This window comes from Chitinophaga cymbidii (assembly GCF_007992715.1).
GTDB lineage: Bacteria > Bacteroidota > Bacteroidia > Chitinophagales > Chitinophagaceae > Chitinophaga > Chitinophaga cymbidii.
In genome coordinates, this window is record NZ_BKAU01000004.1 from 617,847 (window position 1) to 637,185 (window position 19,339).

At 53.2% G+C, this 19,339-nt stretch carries 12 protein-coding genes; 6 read left to right on the forward strand and 6 right to left on the reverse strand.

The genetic code is table 11. The annotated features are described in order from the left end of the window. Positions 1-28 precede the first annotated feature (28 nt). Both CCY01nite_RS18720 and CCY01nite_RS18725 read left to right on the forward strand, forming a co-directional pair. Entirely contained in the window at positions 29-1,348 is a 1,320-nt protein-coding gene (locus CCY01nite_RS18720) for an ATP-binding protein (RefSeq protein ID WP_146864989.1), read from the forward strand. A 79-nt stretch (positions 1,349-1,427) separates the two neighbouring features. After that, the gene (locus CCY01nite_RS18725) at positions 1,428-4,763 is read left to right on the forward strand and encodes a ThuA domain-containing protein (protein WP_146864991.1); all 3,336 of its coding nucleotides are present in this window, start codon (positions 1,428-1,430) and stop codon (positions 4,761-4,763) included. A gap of 52 nt (positions 4,764-4,815) precedes the next feature. Here the strand turns inward: CCY01nite_RS18725 and CCY01nite_RS18730 are convergent, their stop codons facing one another. After that, a complete protein-coding gene (locus CCY01nite_RS18730) occupies positions 4,816-5,772 on the reverse strand; it encodes a phosphatidylinositol-specific phospholipase C (RefSeq protein WP_146864993.1) in 957 nt (318 codons plus the stop codon). A 124-nt stretch (positions 5,773-5,896) separates the two neighbouring features. On the opposite strand from CCY01nite_RS18730, the gene CCY01nite_RS18735 reads away from it, so the two are divergent. Further along, positions 5,897-6,364, forward strand: coding sequence for a NanQ anomerase/TabA/YiaL family protein (locus tag CCY01nite_RS18735; RefSeq protein ID WP_146864995.1), 468 nt, complete (start codon positions 5,897-5,899; stop codon positions 6,362-6,364). Here the strand turns inward: CCY01nite_RS18735 and CCY01nite_RS18740 are convergent. The 3 genes from CCY01nite_RS18740 to nagA all read right to left on the reverse strand — a co-directional run bounded on the left by CCY01nite_RS18740 (position 6,355) and on the right by nagA (position 9,453). Continuing rightward, a complete protein-coding gene (locus CCY01nite_RS18740) occupies positions 6,355-6,924 on the reverse strand; it encodes a hypothetical protein (RefSeq protein ID WP_146864997.1) in 570 nt (189 codons plus the stop codon). The two genes, CCY01nite_RS18735 and CCY01nite_RS18740, sit on opposite strands and share 10 nt — an antisense overlap. Before the next feature lie 39 nt (positions 6,925-6,963). Next, complete coding sequence (locus tag CCY01nite_RS18745; protein ID WP_146864999.1) at positions 6,964-7,857, reverse strand: helix-turn-helix domain-containing protein; 894 nt, start codon at positions 7,855-7,857, stop codon at positions 6,964-6,966. A 405-nt stretch (positions 7,858-8,262) separates the two neighbouring features. After that, entirely contained in the window at positions 8,263-9,453 is a 1,191-nt protein-coding gene (nagA, locus tag CCY01nite_RS18750) for an N-acetylglucosamine-6-phosphate deacetylase (RefSeq protein WP_146865001.1), read from the reverse strand. Positions 9,454-9,522: 69 nt separating this feature from the next. Between nagA and CCY01nite_RS18755 the strand changes: the two genes are divergently transcribed. After that, the gene (locus CCY01nite_RS18755) at positions 9,523-10,113 is read left to right on the forward strand and encodes a hypothetical protein (protein ID WP_146865003.1); all 591 of its coding nucleotides are present in this window, start codon (positions 9,523-9,525) and stop codon (positions 10,111-10,113) included. Between the two features lie 49 nt (positions 10,114-10,162). Here the strand turns inward: CCY01nite_RS18755 and CCY01nite_RS18760 are convergent, their stop codons facing one another. Together CCY01nite_RS18760 and CCY01nite_RS18765 are read right to left on the reverse strand one after the other, a co-directional pair. Further along, positions 10,163-11,554, reverse strand: a complete 1,392-nt coding sequence (locus CCY01nite_RS18760; protein WP_146865005.1) for a serine hydrolase domain-containing protein — start codon at positions 11,552-11,554, stop codon at positions 10,163-10,165. A 169-nt stretch (positions 11,555-11,723) separates the two neighbouring features. After that, on the reverse strand, positions 11,724-15,797 hold the full coding sequence (locus tag CCY01nite_RS18765) for a carbohydrate-binding protein (RefSeq protein ID WP_146865007.1): 4,074 nt from the start codon (positions 15,795-15,797) through the stop codon (positions 11,724-11,726). 410 nt (positions 15,798-16,207) lie between these two features. Here CCY01nite_RS18765 and CCY01nite_RS18770 point away from each other — a divergent pair, with 410 nt between their 5' ends. After that, positions 16,208-17,002, forward strand: a complete 795-nt coding sequence (locus tag CCY01nite_RS18770) for a polysaccharide biosynthesis/export family protein (protein WP_146865009.1) — start codon at positions 16,208-16,210, stop codon at positions 17,000-17,002. 11 nt (positions 17,003-17,013) lie between these two features. Then, positions 17,014-19,335 (forward strand): GumC family protein, encoded by a 2,322-nt coding sequence (locus tag CCY01nite_RS18775; RefSeq protein WP_146865011.1) that lies wholly within the window; start codon positions 17,014-17,016, stop codon positions 19,333-19,335. The last annotated feature ends 4 nt before the right edge of the window (positions 19,336-19,339 follow it).

A 19,339-nucleotide genomic window follows, 5' to 3' on the forward strand; every position in this document is an offset into this window, starting at 1 on the left:
GTCGTACATTTTTATGTATTTTTGCTTTATGAAGCGTGATAATATCGCACATTTACTAAAGTGGAAAAAATCAAAAAATCGTAAGCCGCTGATAATCAGAGGTGCAAGGCAGGTGGGGAAAACCTGGCTGATGAGAGAATTTGGCCGAAAGGAGTATCAACAATACGCTTATTTGAATTTTGAAAGCAGCGCGGTACTTAAATCGTTATTTGCGGGAGATTTTGATATAACGAGAATTCTCACTGGTATTCAGATTGAAACGGGCGTGAACGTAGATCCGGAAAACACATTGATCATCTTTGACGAAATTCAGGAAGCCCCCAATGCATTAACAGCTTTAAAATATTTTCAGGAAAATGCTCCCGAATATCACATAATATCTGCAGGGTCACTGTTGGGCGTAGCGCTTAACAGTCATGTATCTTTTCCTGTTGGGAAAGTAGCTTTCCTTGATCTTTATCCGTTCAGTTTTACTGAATTCCTGGAAGCGCTGAATGAGAAACCCCTGGTTGATCTGTTAAAAAGCCATGACTGGCAGCTTGTGACTAGTTTCAAGTCGAAGTATATTGAGCTGTTGAAGCTATATTACTATATTGGAGGCATGCCTGAAGTAATATCCACTTTTGTTCAAAACAGGGACTTCGGTGAGGTGAGAGCAATTCAGCAACGAATATTAATTGCCTACGAACAGGATTTTTCAAAGCATGCCCCGCATGATATAGTTCCACGTATAAGGATGCTTTGGAATTCAATTCCGGCCCAATTGTCAAAAGAGAACCGGAAATTTATCTATGGAGCGATCCGTCAGGGGGCACGGGCAAAAGATTATGAGCTGGCATTATCCTGGTTGATCGATTGCGGCCTGGTCCATAAAGTGAATAACATCAAAAAACCGGCAATACCGCTGAAGGCTTATGAGGATTTTGGCGCATTCAAATTGTTTATGCTGGATGTCGGATTATTGGCTGCAATGGCTGAACTGGATGTCAGAACATTGCTGGAAGGAAATATTGTATTTGAAGAATTCAAAGGAGCTTTAACAGAGCAGTACGTCTTGCAGCAACTGGTTACACAAAATGAAGGGGTGGTTTATTATTGGTCTCCTGAAAATGCGCGCTCCGAAATAGATTTTCTGCTGCAGATCGCTGGCCGTATTGTTCCGGTTGAAGTAAAAGCCGAAGAGAATCTGCAGGCTAAAAGCCTGAAAGTTTTCTGCCAGAAATACCAGCCGGAATTGGCAATCAGAACATCTATGTCTGACTTCCGCCGGGAAGAATGGATGACCAACTTGCCTTTATACGCGATCCATGAAATATACCGCCTCACTGACCCCGTTAACACAAAATGATGAACGGCAACCCCCACCTGTGAAAAACCCGGTTATTCTGTTAATTTTGATGCCTTCATCAAATTAACAGTGGACAAATATGTTCAGACGCACGAAGTTTCCTGTATTACTGGCGCTCCTGTCGGTTTTACTCTTGCAGGCATGCTCAGACAGCACGCCGCGCATTCTCGTTTTCATGAAAACGAAAGGCTGGCACCATACCTCGATCCCCTCCGGCGCAAAGGCACTCATCCAGCTCGGCAAAGATCATGGCTTCAGGGTGGATACCACGGCTGACGCCTCCGTATTTACCGAAAGCAAACTGAAGAAATACCGCGTGGTGGTGTTCCTGAGCACTACCGGCAATGTGCTCAACGGCGACCAGCAGGTGGCCTTTGAACGGTACATCCAGGCGGGTGGCGGCTTTGTGGGCATACATGCCGCGGCGGACACGGAATATGGCTGGCCCTGGTACAACAAGCTGGTAGGCGCTTATTTCAAAAGCCACCCGCAGGACCCGAATGTGCGCAAAGCTACCGTTATCGTAACAGACACGTCATTCATCGCCATGAAAGGGCTGCCGGAAAAATGGGAGCGTACGGACGAATGGTATAACTACCGCAACATCCACGCGGGCATCAGGGTGCTCGCGCGGCTGGATGAAAATACCTACGACGGCGGTGAGAACGGCAACGATCACCCGATCGCATGGTATCACGACTACGACGGCGGCAGGGCCTTCTATACCGGCGGTGGTCACACGGACGAAAGCTATGCGGAGCCGCTGTTCCTGCAACATATTCTCGGCGGCATCCAATACGCTATGGGCAATGGCCAGCCGCTGGACTATTCCAAAGCCTACGCCGTGAAAACGCCGGAAGACAACCGCTTTACAAAAACGATCCTTTCCAACGACCTGAATGAGCCGATGGAACTGGCCGTAGCGCCGGACGGCAGCGCCTATTTCATTGAACGTAGCGGCAAGTTCTTCCGGTATGATGTCAAAACCGGCCAGACGAAAGTCGTATATACGTTCCCGGTGATGCCGGATACGAAGGAAGGATTCGGGAACGGACTGTTAGGGCTTACCATCGACCCCAACTTCGCAAAGAACAATTATATCTACTTCTATTATACGCCCGCCAAACAGCCGGCGGAGCAGTATGTCTCACGTTTCAGCATGGCCGGCAAAGATTCGCTGGACCTTTCTTCTGAAAAGGTATTGCTTAAAATACCGATCGAGCTGGAAGTGAGCGCGCACACCGGCGGCTCGCTGGAATGGGACCAGCATGGCAACCTCTTTATTTCCACCGGCGATAATACGGTGCCTTTTGCGTCTAATGGTTATGCGCCGATAGATACTATCCCGGGCCGCATCACCTTTGATGCGCAGCGTTCCGCGGGCAATACGAACGACCTGCGCGGCAAGGTGCTGCGCATCCATCCGGAAGAAGACGGCAGCTATACCATACCGGAAGGCAATCTCTTTCCCAAAGGCACCGCGGGCACAAGGCCGGAGATCTATACGATGGGCTGCCGCAATCCCTACCGCATTTCGGTGGACCAGGCAACAGGCATCCTTTACTGGGGCGAGATAGGGCCGGATGCAGGTGAAGATGGCGAGCAGGGCCCCCGCGGGTATGACGAGATCAACCAGGCGCGCAAACCGGGCAACTATGGCTGGCCATACCTGGTGGGCGACAACAAGCCTTACCATGAATATGATTTTGCCACCAAAAAGCTCGGGCCGCTGTTCAACCCCGATGCGCTGCAAAATCCCTCGCCCCACAACACCGGCCTGAAGGCCCTGCCTCCGGCGCAAAAGGCGATGATCTGGTACCCCTACGGCCAGGCCCCCGAGTTCCCGGAAGTGGGCGCCGGCGGCCGCTCCGCCATGGCGGGGCCTGTGTATCATTTCGATGCTTCGCTGAAGTCGGAAACGAAGCTGCCGGAGTATTACGATAAAGCACTGTTCATCTACGACTGGATGCGTAACTGGGTATTCGCCGTGCGGCTGGATGAACAATACAACTACAAACGCATGGAGCCTTTCATGTCCACCAACGGGGATTTCAAACGCCCGATAGACATGGCGATGGGCCCGGATGGCGACATCTACATGCTGGAATACGGCTCCGTGTATGGTGTGGACAATGATGATGCCCGGCTGGTGCGCATCACCTACAACGGCGGCAACCGCGCACCCGTCGCGAAGATCACTACCAACGATACCGTGGGCACCGCCCCGCTGAAAGTGAATTTCAGCAGCGCCAGCTTTGATTTTGATGAAGACGACCAGCTGCAATACGAATGGTATTTTGAAGGAAGTAAAGTAGGATCTGAAGAAGCCAACCCGGTGCATACCTTCACCAGCAACGGCCTGCACAAGGTAGTGCTGAAGGTAACAGACCCCGCGGGCGCTTCCAGTCAGGATACCATCACCATCAATGTTGGAAACACATTGCCACAAGTGAAGGTTCAAACCTCCGGCAACAGCACCTTCTTCTTCGGCAACGCCCCGCTGGCGTACAGCGTGTCGGTAACAGACAAGGAAGACGGAGAGATCAGCAAGGACCGCCTGATGATCGCGCTACATTATGTGCCGCAGGTAAAAGGGCAACCGCAGATGGGACATCAGCAGATCACCGCCGTACCGCAAAGCGCCGGCAAGCTGATGATGGAAGCGAGCGATTGCAAGGCTTGTCATCAGCTGGATAAACCTTCCGTGGGCCCGGCTTTCGTGGAAGTGGCGAAGCGGTATAAAAATGACAGGAACGCCATCAGCTATTTGTCCGACAAGATCATCAAAGGCGGTGGCGGCGTATGGGGCGAGCATTCCATGAGCGCCCATCCCCAGATGTCGAAAGAAGATGCGGCGGAGATCGCGAAGTATATTCTTTCCACCGGCGATCAGCAAGCCGCGGCAAGCCTGCCGCAGGAGGGAAGCGTTGCGCTGAAGGACCATTTGTCCAAAGGCGCGGACGGGCGCTATGTGTTGTCCGCTACGTATACGGACGGCGGCGGCAGCACCGTTCCGCTTACCGGCAGCGACCTGCTGGTGTTGCGCGCGCCGCGTGTGCAGGCGGAGGATGCGGATTCTGTGCGGAACATCGGCCGTACTTCCGAACACCTCGGCTCCATTCATAACAAATCGTTCGTCCTGTTCCGGCAGATAGACCTGAAAGGCATCCGCACCATCACCTACCGCTATTCCTCCCTGAACAGGGACGCGGTGCTGGAAGTGCATGTGGACAAAAAAGACGGCCCGGTGATCAGTACATTCGCGTTCAAAGCTACCGGGGACTGGAACAACTGGAAAGAAGTAACCGTACCGGTGAAAGATCCCGGCGGCAAGCATGATCTTTACTTTGTGTTCCGGAAAGACGAGCAGCCGGATCAGCATTTGTTTACGCTGGACTGGCTGGAGTTCAAATAAGATATCTGGATAAAATGGGGCTGACCACATACAGGTCAGCCCCGTTTCGTATTTAAAAGTTCGTATCCACGATCAGCTGCGCTCTCGTTGAATTGGCAAAGTCCATCGGGATGATGCCGTAATGCCCCGAAGTATTGCTTGTAAAATAGGTGTTGATGCGCGGGTTGATGTTATTGGAAACGGAGGTGATGCTGGGAATACCGAAGATGAGTGAGCGGTAGCCGCTGGTGAAATTGATGTACAGTGTGTTGTTGGTGCTGCCGGCTGCTTCCGTGAAGAGGCTGGTGATGCCGTCCCATTTGTCGTCATTGTCCGGCACCACGTACTGGTCCTGCACCCGGAGGTTCGCATCCGGGGTGTTGATGCTGAATGTGGTATTGTCCGCCCAGTTGGTGGCATTGATGCCTTTGGGCGTTGAGGACGCGCCGAACCTCCGCAACAGTACGATCTTCCCCCTCACGGTGCCGAGGTTGGGCACGGAAGCGGAGAGATGCCAGCGGCCGGGGTCTTGGGTTACATAGCTGTCGAACGTCTGCTCAAAGCTGCGCGTGTTGTTGGATGGCGTGTGCTCTTCCTTCACGCACATGATGATGGTTTCGCCCGGATGATTGTTCAGGAAAGATGTGCAGGCATTCAGCACATCCTGGAAGTTGAGGTTCTGGTAAATGGCGCCGTGATGGATGGCGAACGCATCGTCGATGTGGCGGCAGCGCACGTCCAGGAAGCGGATGCCGGCATCCAGCTGCTGCGCGATGGTGAGGTCCTGGCACTTGGCCGTGCCGGACACCGGCTCAAAGCGCGCGCCGGCGTCATGTGTACCGGGAATGGAAATCTGCGCGAGGCTGGTGTTGTCCGGCAGGTCCGTCATCCAGCTGTTCAGCGCCGCGGTCAATGCCTGGGGGCTGGCGGACTGCAATTCGTTCGTTAACAGGGGAGCGCTTTCCTGCGCGTCTTTGCGGCAGCCGAAAAATGCAATGGCTGCAAGACATAAAAGGGTTGTTCTTTTCATACTGTATAATTGAGGGTTGTGGAATATGCGGGTTTCGGGTACACGGGTTACATAACGTTTGTGAAAATACGACAGATTTTCGGGCTAATTCGATTTTCTCATTATCTTGTCGTTAAATTCAGTTATGATCATCGATACATTGCAGAACGCGCATCGCTACCACAGCCTCGGCCCGAAATTCATCAAAGCTTTTGACTATCTCCGCCAGACTGATTTTACCACACTGGAGAAAGGGAAATACGAGATCGATGGCACAGATATTTTTGCCATCGTGAACGAATATGATACGGTAGATCCTTCCGGTGAGCAGATGGAATCCCACAAAAAATACATCGACGTACAATATATCGTAAAAGGAAAGGAACAGATCGGGCATGCGTTCTTGCAGCAGCAGGTGCCGTCCAAAGCCTACGATGAGGAAGCGGACTACATGCTGTTCGGCGAAAAACCTTCTTTCTTTTCCCGTTTTGAGGAAGATATGTTCGCGATCTTCTTTCCTTCAGACCTACACATGCCCAACCTCCGCGCGGAAAAGCAGGAGCGCGTTAAAAAAGTGGTGATCAAGGTCAGCGTGAACGGCGTTCACCAGTAAAAATAGATCCGCCCGATATCGATCAGCTTGAACAGGATGAACCAGGTGACCAGGAAGGCGTGGAACTTCCGGTTCGTGCTTTTCATGGCAACGATGCACAGCACGATGTCTATTGCGCTGGTGGTAAGGTAATACGGGTAATTCAACGACAGGAAATGCTGCACGCCCTTGAGCAGTGTGTCGGCCACGTCAAATACGTTGGTGATGGCCAGCAGGCCGAAGAACCATTTGCGCCGGGAATAGAAGAAGTCTTCATAACCTTCATAATCCTTGATATCGTCCGGGAAGAGGAGGGAAGCCAGGCCGTAGAAGGTCATGATGTAACAGACCGTAAAGAAATACGCGGGGAACGTCCAGTGCAGGATGCCCGACAGTTTCCGTTCCCACCACCAGAACAGCAAAAGCTCCAGGAAAATGAAAAAGGCATAGAGCATATGTATCCAGTAAGGCTTTGTGCGATGGGGATGCTGAATGAATTTTACAGCGGCTTTCAACAGGGTGGCAAGACTAAGGCTGAGGATCATCCCGAGGACGATCCGGATATGGGGAAATGCTTCCATAGCGAATTTAACTGGTTCCTATAAAGTTATTGTTTTTTTTTAATGCTGACGGAATACCCGGGGCGGTACGCCTTCCAGCCGCCTGAATTGCCGCGTGAAATAATTGAGATTGTTGAAACCCGCGCGGTAGCTGGCTTCTGTGATGCTCAGTGAAGGATCGGCGAGCAATTGCTTGGCGAGCCTGATGCGTTCCCGCGTGATATATTCCACCGGCGAAATGCCGAATGTTTCCCGGAAGAGGCGGAAGAAAACGGACTTGCTCATGCAGGCCGTTTTACAGAGGCTTTCTATGCTGATGGAGCTGGACAGGTTTTCGCGGATGTATTGCACCACGGGCGCAAAGCGGTGAGCTTTGACGGGATTGTTCTCCAGGATGGATAACTGTTGCGTCTGTACGACGCGCACCAGCAGGGTTTTAATAGTGAGGTCGGTCAGCGCGTCCCGGATACCTTCTTCTTCCATGCTCACGCTGATGAGCTTGTTCAGGCTGTTGGCCAGCTCCTGGTTATTGAAAAAATGGAAATAGGAAAAGTTGAGTTCCCAGGGAATTTCCTTGGGGTAGTTCTGGTTGAGGAAATCCATCGTTTTGTTCACCATGTCCCAATCCAGCGCCAGCGTGGCGCACTGCACGGGGTGCTGCTCATCCGCTTCGGGGAAATCCACTTTCATGGAAACGCCTTCCGGCAATATCACGGTTTCCCCCGGCAGAAAATCAAAGCCGGGTTCCCCGGAGAGGTACATCACTTTTTTGCCCCGCATCATGCTGGTGATCACGAGCCCGTCGTACGACAGGGCTACGTTCTCGCATTTCCGCCAGGTTTCGAAAATGTTCAGCTCGCAATGTTGCAGGTTGAAGACGCGGCGATGTTCCACCAGTGAATCCACTTTGGAAATATCGCTCAGATTAATGGTCTGGATCGGGTATTTTTTCATAGTAGGCGCTCGACGGGATAAAATTACGGATATCCGGCAAAAAATAGGAGAATTGTGCTGTTTTCAGGGATGATCGTGCTACTTTTCTTTGCCCGGGACACTTATTTTTGCCCCGTATTACCCCATGGCGTTATGAAATACCGCCTCATTACTATCTCCAAATTAGCATCAGGAACTTAAAAATACTGCGCTGAATAATATTTCCCGGCGGCGTGCTGTCGAACTTGCCAAAGGTGAAATATCAGCGCAATTGATGTCGCCGGCGACAGTTGAAATTGATTTTGCGGAGATTGGCAGGAGTTTGCCGCCGGGCTGCGGCAACAATGGACGGAGGACGTGGGAGGCCCTTCATCCTTCCGGTTCAGCCCACAATGAAATAGAAGCCGTTCGCAGGGACGGCTTCTTTTATTGGTTGCCGTCCTGATAGACGATCCTGCCTTTTACCATGGTCAGCTTCACGTTGACGCCGGCGTCCATGATAACGATATCGGCATCTTTTCCCGGTGTGAGGGAGCCTTTGCGGTCGTCTACTTTCATGATCCTTGCGGGGGTGAGGCTCATCATCCTGACGGCGTCGGGGAGCGGCACGTCCGCCATCCGGATCATATTCCGCACCAGCCGGTCTGCCGTAGCCACGCTGCCTGCGAAGGAGCTGCGGTCCGGCAGCTTCGCCACGCCGTCTTCCACGATCACGTCCAGCCCGCCGTTGAGGGGGCCGAGTACACTTTTGCCGGGCGGCATGCCGGCGGCGCGCATGGCGTCGGTGATCAGCGCGATGCGGTCCGGCCCCTTGATCTTGTAAATGAGCTTCAGCAGGGCGGGCGGCAGGTGAACGCCGTCCGCGATGACCTCCGCATCGATTTCGTCGATCAGGTATACGCTTTCGATGACGCCGGCATAGCGTACCAGGTCTTTCCGCATGACGCCGGACATGCAGGAGTAGAAATGTGTGGCCAGCGTGTAGCCGCATTCCACGGCTTTGGCTACATCTTCATATACGGCATCTGTGTGGGCGATGGCGGGGAGGATGTTGCGGGAGCGGAGGTGCTGGCCGAGTTCCAGGGCGCCGGGCAGTTCGGGGGCGGCGCTCCACCGCACGATATGCGGGCTGTAATCCAGGATGGCGCGGTACTCCTCGGGGTCGGGGTTCCGGATATAACGCGGGTCCTGCGCGCCGCGCTGGTTCATGGCAAAGTAAGGCCCTTCCAGGTGTATGCCGAGCAGTTCGGCGCCGGGATGGCCGCTTTTATGCACCCGCTCAAATACATCGAGTGTGCGCAGCAGGTCTTCCTTTTCCGCCGTGAGCGTTGTAGGCACCATCGCTGTTGTGCCGTAACGCGCATGCAGCGCGGCAATGCCAAGAAAAGCCGCCTCCGTGCCGTCCATGAAATCATGTCCGCCGCCACCGTGAATATGGATGTCAATAAATCCCGGCGATACGTAACACCCCTTTGCATCGATCACCCGCGCCTCCGGCGCTTCCATATTTCCTTCGCTGATAGCCGCGATCACCCCGTCCCGTATCAGCAGGCTGCCTTCCGGGATAATGCGGAAAGGCGTGATGATCTGTCCGTTGATGATCCTGATCTGCTCCATTTACACAAGATACGTATAAGGGGTGAGCAATATTTGACATATATTTGCCGGAATCTTATCTCTTACGCTATGAAGAAATTACTTACACTTTCTGCGCTGGCAGGCGCCATGCTGCTCTGCGGCCAGGTAAAGGCACAAGACATTACCAAAGGTAACCTCGCATTCCTGAAAGGCGTTGACGAAATCAACGTTTCCTTTGTTTACACAGACCTCAAAGTGGGCAAAGAAGGCAAAGAAGCCAATTACATCAAAAAGAAAAAAACGGAACGGGAAGCCAAGGAACCCGGCGGCGGCGCGGCATGGGAAAAAAGCTGGTATGACGACAGGCCCAAGCGCTATGAGCCCAGGTTCATCCTCCTGTTCGGCAAGTATGCGGAAATGAAGATCGGCGATGAAGATGTAAAAGGCAAATACACGATGGTGGTGGACACCAAATTCATTGAGCCGGGCTACAACGTGGGCATCTCTTCCGGCGCCGCTGTCATTGACCTGGATATTTCCATCTTTGATGCAAGCGATATGACCAAGCCCCTTTGCAAGATCAGGATGGATGATGTGAAAGGCGGCAAAGGCCAGTTTGATACCGGTATGCGCATTGGTGAGGCATATGCCAAAGCGGGCAAGGAACTGGGGAAGCTGGTGGCGAAGAAGGCGAAGTGATGTTTTGTGGATGAAGTTATAAGGCCGGCCTCTTTGGAAGCCGGCTTTTTTATTCTTTATACCAGACAAATTGCCCCTGTTTAAGACTTCTGACCTTCCCATCATCATCGGCAACAAATTCATAGTGTATGGAATGCCCGTTCGCGCCTTCTACCTTAAAGCGGAGCCCACCGTCCGGGATCATAGGTTTGCCCGGTAACAGGTCCTGCAAATAGGAAGAATAGAGCGTATCGTTCCGCAGGGATATTTTCATTTCCGCGTATCCACCGGGCAGTTTGTAAGTGCCCACATAGCTTGTAATATCAGGCACTTCCTTTTTGCCATAAACGGTGTTGACGATATCCGCAATCTGCCCGTTGATCTGGTTGAAATCCACATCAGAAACATTGGTCAGGATCACCCAGCCTACTTTACTGTCCGGATTGAACACAACTATGCTGCGATAGCCGGGTACTGCTCCTTCGTGCAATGTGTAAGGGTAAGCGGGTTTCCATGCCAGTCTTGAATAGATCATCCTGGCTTTGCTTTCGGCTGAAAGCACGCGGGGCTGATCGTTAAACTGGAAGGAGATAAAACGGCACATATCTCTTGCGGTGGCGTACATGCCGCCGGCATATAATGCGGAGTACGGTTCAAAGTAGGGAACGGTGTCGGTGGCGCCGGTTACCGGGTTGTAGCGGTAGCCCTTGGCGACCTGTTTTCTGGCAGCCGGTTCGGTGAGGAACCCGGAGTTTGTCATGCCGAGGGGCTTGAGTATATTATTGCGTACATATGCGGAGAAGTCCGTTTTTGCAGCCCTTTCCAGCGCTATGCCCAGCACGCTGTAGCCGAGGTTGGAATAGTGCCGGTCGTTGTGGTGCAGATAATGGTAGGGTGGATATTCCAGTTTGATGAACTGCAGGGACCGGAGCAGCGCTTCGTCTGTCGAGAACCATTTCAACTTTTCTTTTCCCCCGGTGATCATCCAGCGGTCATACGAAACAGAAAAATCAGCGTCCGCCGGGGTGTTGCGCGGCAGGCCGGCGGAATGGGTCACCAGCTGGAAAAGTGTAGTGGGACCGGTTCCGGGGAAATCCGATTTTACTTTGTACTCGGGAACGTATTTTCTTACGTCATCGTCCAGCTTTACGGCGCCGCGCTCTGCCAGCTGCATCAGCATGGTGGCGGTAAACGTTTTGGTGACGGACATGATCGGGAATTTTGCATCGATGCTTGCGGGTGTTTGATGCGCTATGTCGATATATCCCAAAGATGATTGATAAACGATATCGTTTTCGTGCACCACACAAACAGCAAGGGCGGGCGACTTGCATTTATCGCTGAAACCGCTGATCGCTTTATTCAGTTTGACGGCGATGGAATCGGGAAGGCTTTGAGCCTGTGCGGGCCGCTGGATTAAAAGGATAGCAAATGTGAGCAGTACCGGGAAGTATTTTCTCATTTTATCGTTTTGGCGGAGAGGGATGAATATGATGCCAAAATGGATTTATTTAGACGGTAGGGGTTTACAGATATAATTGCATTGTATGTGTCCGGTTTCAATACAGCTGCCGTTCGCTTGCGGGCGGAAAAAAAGTGCCGGAGCTGATCTGCTCCGGCACGCCTGAATGCTATTGTTTGATCAGCCGCAAGGTTTCCTTTTTGCCTGCTCCTTCCAGTGAAAGGAAGTACATGCCGCTCGGGAAAGCGCTGATGTTCCTGCTCACATCTTTTTCTCCCCGCGCCACGTTCCATACGGTGATCAGTTTACCGTTCACGTCGTATACCTTTATTACCCTGCAATCGCTGCTGACGGGCGTGATCAGGATATTTCCGCTGGCGGGGTTGGGATAGACGATCGTTTTTGATGCCTGCATGATCTGTTTGCCCGGCGCCAAGGATAACAGGTGTTCTTCCGTTCCGGCGCTGGTCCCGCAATTATCAATGATGAACCAGTTGAACTTGAACGTGCCGGACACTACGTGTATGCCGGTATAGCTCAATGCGGGCAGTGTAATCGTATCCGTTATTGTCTGCCACTGGCCACCGGTGGAAGGAATATCCTTGATACCGAAGTTGAAGCTGCTATGCCCCACCTTTATCTGCGCGGGCGCTGTGGAGGATACGCGGAAGCTGATCCTGTACAGCCCTGCGGTTGGTACGTTCAGCGTGTTGTAAGCGAAGTAATGCCCTGGGGCAAGGCCGGTGAAGTTTTGTCCGCCGCCAATGTCCGTGCAGCTTTCCAGTGTGGGACCGGAATGGCGGGCGGAGAAGCTTTCGGCCTCATAGAACGTGTTCACAGAGCAATCGTAGACATGTAATGTGGCGGTATCGGTAAACCCGCCGGCGCTGGCTGTTACATGATATGTACCGGGCGCTGCGTTGGCGGTTACCAGTCCGGTGCTGTCCACCGTATTGCCGGAACCGGTGACGGACCAGCTTACTGCCGGCAGGGAAACGGGCTGGTTGCCGGCGTCATAGCCGGTAACGGCGAACTGGTGCCAGTCTCCTGTGCCGAGGGTTACCGTGTCAGGCGCCAGCTCAATACGGGCGAGGGGTTCCGGTTCTTCCGCGCAGTTATCGATGGCGAACCAGTTGAACCGGAAGCTGCCGGACACGGCATGTATGCCGGTGTAGGAAAGGGCGGGCAGCGTAAGGGTGTCAGAAATCGTTTGCCATTCACCGTTAGTGTTGGGTACGTCTACGATGCGGAAAGTGAATGTGCCGTGGCCGATCTTTATTTTCGCTGCTGCGGTGGTGGACACGCGCAGCCGGATATTGTACTTGCCGGGTGAGGGTACTTGCAGATTGCTGTATGCGAACCATTTTCCCGCCGTGATGCCGGCAAAATGCTGGCTGCCGTCCACGTCGTCCGTGGTTTCCAGGTAGGGGCCGGCGGCGCGTGATGAGGCGGATTCCGCTTCATAGCGGTGATTGACGGTGCAGGTATAACCCAGTTCCACCGCCAGTGTGTCGCTGACTGCGCCAGACCGGGCGATCACCGCAAATATGCCCGGTGTATTGCCGGCGGTTAATACGCCGTTGGCGTCAATGCTATTGCCGCTTCCGGTGACTGACCAGAATACTGTATCCATTACGGGCACCTCTGTGTTGTATTGATCATATCCTTTTACCGAGAATTGCTGTGAAGCGCCTACCGGTATTACCACCGAATCGGGTAGTATTTCGAGGCGGGAGAACACGGGCATGTTGTTGACGGTTACAGTGGCCGTGTCGGCAAGTGTACCTGACGTGGCGGTAACGGTGTACAGCCCCGCGGAATCCGCCTGCAACAGGCCGGTAGCACTGATCTGGCTGCCTGTGCCGGAAACGGACCATACTTCCGCCGGCGAAAGCATCATGTAGTTGCTGTCCGCGTCATATCCCCATGCGGTGAATTGCAGGGACTGCCCGGTAAAGAGTTGGGCACTGTTCGGTTTTATCACCACGCTTTCCGCTTCGTACGCGGATGCCGGAACGATTTCCAGCCAGTTGAAATTCCAGCCGGGAGTAGTGGATGTCACGCGGATCGTTTGCTGTCCCGGGCCAAAAACAATAGGTGCGGACGCAACGGTTATCCACGTTTGCCAGCCGCCGCTGGCGGGTAGCTGCACGCTTGCGAGCGCAGTGGAATCCCTTGTGACAGAAAGCCCCGAAAGCGTATTGGCGGCTACCCGGAACCTGATGCGGTAAGCCATGCTGTCCGGCACATCAATATCGTACTCAAACCAGGTCTGGCCGGTGATGCGGCTCATGTTCAGCCCGCCGCTGGTATCGGCGGTGTTTTCAGAACAGCAGGCATTGGTGTTATCGAAATCCTCGGCTTCTATTCTTGCCGGTATCGGTTTATAGTTTGTGGACCTTACCTGCACGTTGGTGGAGCCGGATAAGGTGATGGTATCGTGCGTGGCGGTGGCGGTAACAACGCCTGTGCTGTTGATGACGGCAAAGCCGGAGGCGCTGATGGTGTTGCCGCTGCCTGTGATGCTCCACACGGGCGTAATGCTGTCCATCACATGACCGTTCTGGTCCCATACTTTCGCGGTGAACTGTTGTGTTGCGCTAGGCAGTACGGATATTTCAGATGGAATGATCTCAACAGAATCCGGCACAGGCGTTCCCAATCCTTTTTGATAAACGCGCACATAGTCCACCAGCATGCTGTCCGGCCAGTCGGCTTCCACGATATTTCCACCCATTCCTCCACCGATGGCGATATTCAGGATAATGAAAAAAGGTTTGTCGAAAGGCCAGTCCCGCCAGTCCGTCTGCGGATTTACGTAAGTATAGAACGCCCTGCCGTCGTGCGTGAACCGCAGGGAGTCCGGCGACCATTCCAGTCCATACACATGATATACGGTATCCACGTCGGGCATTATTTCGTTTCCGCCGAGGTTGCCGCCGTTCGTCCAGTTCCTGTTCTCTGTATGCACGGCGCACATGGCTTTGCCGAAGGTATTACCGACGTGTTCGAGTATATCTATCTCGCCGCTTTTGGGCCAGTTGCCGTAGCTGCTGGTGGTGGGCATCAGCCAGAAGGCAGGCCAGGAGCCCCGCGCCTTTGGCAGCTTCGCTCTCATTTCCACCTTGCCATACAGGAAATCCATTTTACCCTGCGAGATCACCCGCGCGGACGACCAGGGCTCGTTGGGATTGCCGGTCGGGAAATCTTTTTTGCCGGTCAATACAAGATTGCCGTCCCTTACTCTGGCATTATCATGCGCAGCGTCCGTATATACCTGTTCTTCGCTGTTGATCCAGCCTTTCGGCCGCGGATCGATCGTCCATCTGGAAGCATCGGGCAGGCCGTCCGTTTCAAATTCATCGTTATATATCATCGTCCAGTCCGGGTTACCATCGAAGACCACGTTGCCGGTGGCTTTATAGGCGGCGATCTGCGCGTTCTGCAATTCATTTCCGTCCACCGTCAGCGTAAAAGCCGTTCTGGAATAATTGGCCGGTGAGTTGCCGCTCAGCACGATGCTGGCGGTGGTATCGTTTACCCGTAATATGCTGCCGACGGACACGCCGGGCGGCAGGGAGGAAGTGGTCCAGTTGGCGGGGGCAAGCGTTGCGGCAAACACATCGCCATACAATTTTACTTCGATCGTTTTTCCGTTTTCCTGTCCCATTGGAATATTCATACCGGTCATCCTGATGCCGGTGGGGTCGGGTGCGAGGATGTGGTCAAAATATAATATCCCGTTTGCCTTCCGGCCGTCGATGAACTGTACGGTGATGCGGTCCAGGTCCGTTCGGTGGCTCACGCCGGGAAAAGTGAACACGGCTTCTTCCCATTGATTGGCCTGCTGTATCTGGTACGTCTGGTACACAGCCTGCGTGTAGTCGCTGCCGGGCTGTAGCTTGAAGAGCACTTCTTCCTGCACATTGCTGTACACCAGCATTTTGAAAGTGCTGCCGGCGGACAGGTCGAACGGAGCACTGAGCGTGCATGCGGCGGCCATGTAGGGAGAGCAGGTCGTGTCCTTGATAAATTTAGCGACATGAGAACTTGGGTTGAGGGCGGAGGGTGCCGGGTTCGGCTCATTGAAAAGTACAGTGCCGGTGGCGTTTGCGCCGGCATTATAGATCCATATCCCCGAAGCGGGGCCGTTACCTTCCATGTCGTCGATCAACCGGAGCTGGGCCGGTAACCGGTGGCACAGCAGGATGGATAAAAGCAATAAAGTAGTGATCTTTTTCATATCGTGGAATATTAGGTGTCTAGGATGATGGTATAAAAGGGTGAACTGGGAACGGGCTACTGAATAAAAATATGGAATTTTTTTAATGCAACTATCACCTCTGCATGAAATATTCCCTGAACGCTACACTGGTACCGGTTTTTTGCTACCTTTGCCCTTACCGAATAAATTAACACCTACTCCTCTATGAAATACTGCGTTAATGCTGCACTGGTAGTACCGGTGTATGTTATCATTTCCTTACCAAAGAAATTAATACTGCCTTTCTATGAAATACTTTCTGAACGCTGCACTGGCAGCGCCGGTTTCCCTTTGCCTGAAATTACCGCCCTCAGCTGAATACGGACGCAAAACCCGCTAACGCGCGGGTAAGAACCCGATTTTTAATACAGCAATATTCAAATCCCTCCATGCAAAGGAACCCTTACCATTTCACCAGCCTGGCGCTGTTATGCTGGCTGGTCGTCCATCTTACCACTTCCTGTGCCGTAAGCAGGAAAACGGTGTATTTCTCCGATCTGCGGGATACGGCCGCGGAGCTGGCTTCATCCCGGTTTGATGCGCCGGTCATCCGGCCGGATGATATCCTGTCCATTCACATTCAAACAATCGATCCCACGGCCGCCGCGGCGATCAATGATATTCCGGCTGCACCCGCCACCGGATCCGCCTCACCGGCGGGAGCACAGGAAACCACGGGTTTTGTGGTGGACAAAAACGGGAATGTGGACATTCCCCTGCTGGGGGAGCTGCACCTGGCTGGTCTTACCACGTACGACGCCTGCCGCATTGTTAAACAGGCGGCCGCAAAGTATTTCGTAAATCCCGCTGTACAGGTGAGGTATGCGAACTTCCGGGTGACGGTGCTGGGCGAAGTAGCGCGTCCCGCAACCTATACGTTCCCCAATGAGAAGGTCACCGTGCTGGACGCCATCGGCCTTGCCGGCGACCTGACCATCTACGGAAAAAGAGATAATGTAATGCTCATACGCGATGAGGGGGGCGCCACAAAAAAAATGGTGCGCTTTAACCTGAATTCTTCTTCCATGCTGAAATCCCCTTACTTCTACCTGCGGCAAAACGATGTGATATACGTAGAGCCGGGTAAAGGCAAGATCGCATCGAATAACGCCGGCAGAGCGCAGCTGATCACGATCATCGGGGCGGTTGTTTCTGTCGCTATTGTAGCCCTGTCAAGACTTTAAACGGATGATGTATGACGGAATGGACTAACCCCGATATGGAAAACACCGTTAACGACCAGCAACAGGTCATTAACCTGGTGAACAGGCTGAAGGCGCACTGGTACTGGTTCGTGCTGAGCGGTATCCTGGGCCTGGCCGCGGCATTCGTGTACCTGCGCTATGCAACGCCGATGTATATGATCAATGCCAAAGTGCTGGTCAGCGATGAGAAGAAAGGCGCGGGCCTCGCCGGCGAAAACCCGATGCTGGAAGGCATTTCAGGTATGCTGGGCGCCAAAAGCACCGTTGATAACGAAGTGGAAATATTGAAAACGCGCACCCTCATGGAGCGTGTGGTGGAAGATCTCTGCGCGTATATTACTTACTTCCATAAAGGTAATTTACGGGATGCGGAATTGTATGAAGCTCCTTTTGAAGTGAGGCTACCCCGGCCCCGGCAGGATTTCAGTCCCGCTACTTTCAGCGTGCAGCCCATTGATGAAGGCCGTGTGGAAGTAAGCGCGGAAGATTTTTCCCGGACCGTACGTTACCATGAACCCTTTGACCTGAAGGGCATCGGGACCGCCTCCATCGCACGCAATACGGCGGTGCCGTATGAAAAGGAAAGCTACCTGTTCACCGTGACCGCCTTCGATCAGCAGGTGGCCAATTACCTGGGCAGGCTCAACGTAAAAGTCACCAATAAACTCGTAACGGTCATCGACCTGGGATTTCAATACCCCGTGAAGAAGAAAGGTGAAGAGATATTGAGTACGCTGATCAGCGCGTATGTGTCTGGCAACGTACAGGATAAAAACACGGTGGCGGACAGTACGATCGCTTTCATCGAAGACCGGCTGCTGCTGGTAGGCCGTGAGCTGGAGGCTGTGGAAAAACGCATCCAGCAATTCAAGCAGGTGAACAAGCTGACGGATATGTCCGCGCAATCGCAGCTGCTTATTGAAAATTCCAGCGAGCACGTGAACGATCTCGCGAAAGTGGAAACGCAGCTGAGCATTATGGACCGCATCCGGACTTACCTGGAAGACGACAAGGGCCTGCGGATATTGCCCAGCGCCGAGCTGTTGAACGATGTTGTTTTCAAGGGCCTCCTCGAAAGATATAATGTGCTGTTGCTGCAGCGGGACAGGGCGCTGCTAGGTTCCACGCCCAACAACCCCGCCGTGGTGAACCTCAGCAACCAGATCACTTCGCTCCGGCAGGATATGCTGGGAAATATCGGCAGCACGATCCATAACCTGGAGATCACCCGCAATGACCTGGAAGGCAAGATCGGTCAGATCGAATCAAAAATAAGAACAGTGCCGGCTACCGAGCGCATGTACCTTGGCCTCGCCAGGCAGCAGCAGATCAGGCAGGAACTGTATGTGTTCCTGCTGCAGAAGCGGGAAGAAACCGCTATCGGCAAAACCTCTAACCTGTCCAACTGCAAAGTGATCGATTTCCCCAAAGCGGCGGTCAAACCGGTAAGCCCGAGAAGAACGCTGGCAATGGCGCTGGGATTCATGCTGGGACTGGTGATCCCGGCCTGCGCCGTATACCTGAACGAGATATTCAACACCCGTGTGCGGAAAAAAGAGGATGTGAGCAGGGAAACATCGCTGCCGGTGATCGCGGAGATCAGCCACAACGATCAGAAGGGGAAAGACCTGGTAGTGGAGGAAGGCGCCCGCTCTCAGATATCCGAAGAATTCCGCTCGCTGCGCACCAACCTGGCCTTTTACCTGAAGTCGGACAACCAGAAGACCATTCTGCTAAGCTCCAGCATGGGCGGGGAAGGCAAATCGTTCGTAGCGGTGAACCTCGCCATGGTCATGGCGCTGTCCGGCAAAAAAGTGGTGATGATGGAGATGGACCTCCGCAAGCCCAATATCATGACAAAACTGGATGTCAAAGGAAAGCTGGGTTTTAGCAACTATGTGATATCGGGCGATATAACGCCGGAAGATATCATTGTCCCTTCCGGCATTCATCCGGACCTCTACGTTATCAGCGCGGGCCCCATACCGCCCAATCCTTCGGAAATGATCATGAGCAGCCGCACATCAGGGTTGATGCAGGCGCTGCACAAACAGTTCGATTATATCATTATCGATGCGCCGCCGGTGGGCCTGGTAACGGATGCACAGCTATTGAGCGAGTATGCGGACATCACTCTGTACCTCGTCCGCCATGCCTATACACACAAAAGCCAGCTGCGGCAGCTCAATGCGCTGTACAAGGAAGGGAAGATGGGAAGAATGGCGCTGCTAATGAACGATATCAAACGGAAGGGCGGCGGATATGGTTATGGATACGGTTACCAGGGATATTATACTGACAGCAGATCATAACGGC

Coding starts and splice junctions, on each gene's coding strand:
- CCY01nite_RS18720 (WP_146864989.1), top strand. CDS start 29: ATGAAGCGTGATAATATCGCACATTTACTAAAGTGGAAAAAATCAAAA.
- CCY01nite_RS18725 (WP_146864991.1), top strand. CDS start 1,428: ATGTTCAGACGCACGAAGTTTCCTGTATTACTGGCGCTCCTGTCGGTT.
- CCY01nite_RS18730 (WP_146864993.1), bottom strand. CDS start 5,772: ATGAAAAGAACAACCCTTTTATGTCTTGCAGCCATTGCATTTTTCGGC.
- CCY01nite_RS18735 (WP_146864995.1), top strand. CDS start 5,897: ATGATCATCGATACATTGCAGAACGCGCATCGCTACCACAGCCTCGGC.
- CCY01nite_RS18740 (WP_146864997.1), bottom strand. CDS start 6,924: ATGGAAGCATTTCCCCATATCCGGATCGTCCTCGGGATGATCCTCAGC.
- CCY01nite_RS18745 (WP_146864999.1), bottom strand. CDS start 7,857: ATGAAAAAATACCCGATCCAGACCATTAATCTGAGCGATATTTCCAAA.
- nagA (WP_146865001.1), bottom strand. CDS start 9,453: ATGGAGCAGATCAGGATCATCAACGGACAGATCATCACGCCTTTCCGC.
- CCY01nite_RS18755 (WP_146865003.1), top strand. CDS start 9,523: ATGAAGAAATTACTTACACTTTCTGCGCTGGCAGGCGCCATGCTGCTC.
- CCY01nite_RS18760 (WP_146865005.1), bottom strand. CDS start 11,554: ATGAGAAAATACTTCCCGGTACTGCTCACATTTGCTATCCTTTTAATC.
- CCY01nite_RS18765 (WP_146865007.1), bottom strand. CDS start 15,797: ATGAAAAAGATCACTACTTTATTGCTTTTATCCATCCTGCTGTGCCAC.
- CCY01nite_RS18770 (WP_146865009.1), top strand. CDS start 16,208: ATGCAAAGGAACCCTTACCATTTCACCAGCCTGGCGCTGTTATGCTGG.
- CCY01nite_RS18775 (WP_146865011.1), top strand. CDS start 17,014: ATGACGGAATGGACTAACCCCGATATGGAAAACACCGTTAACGACCAG.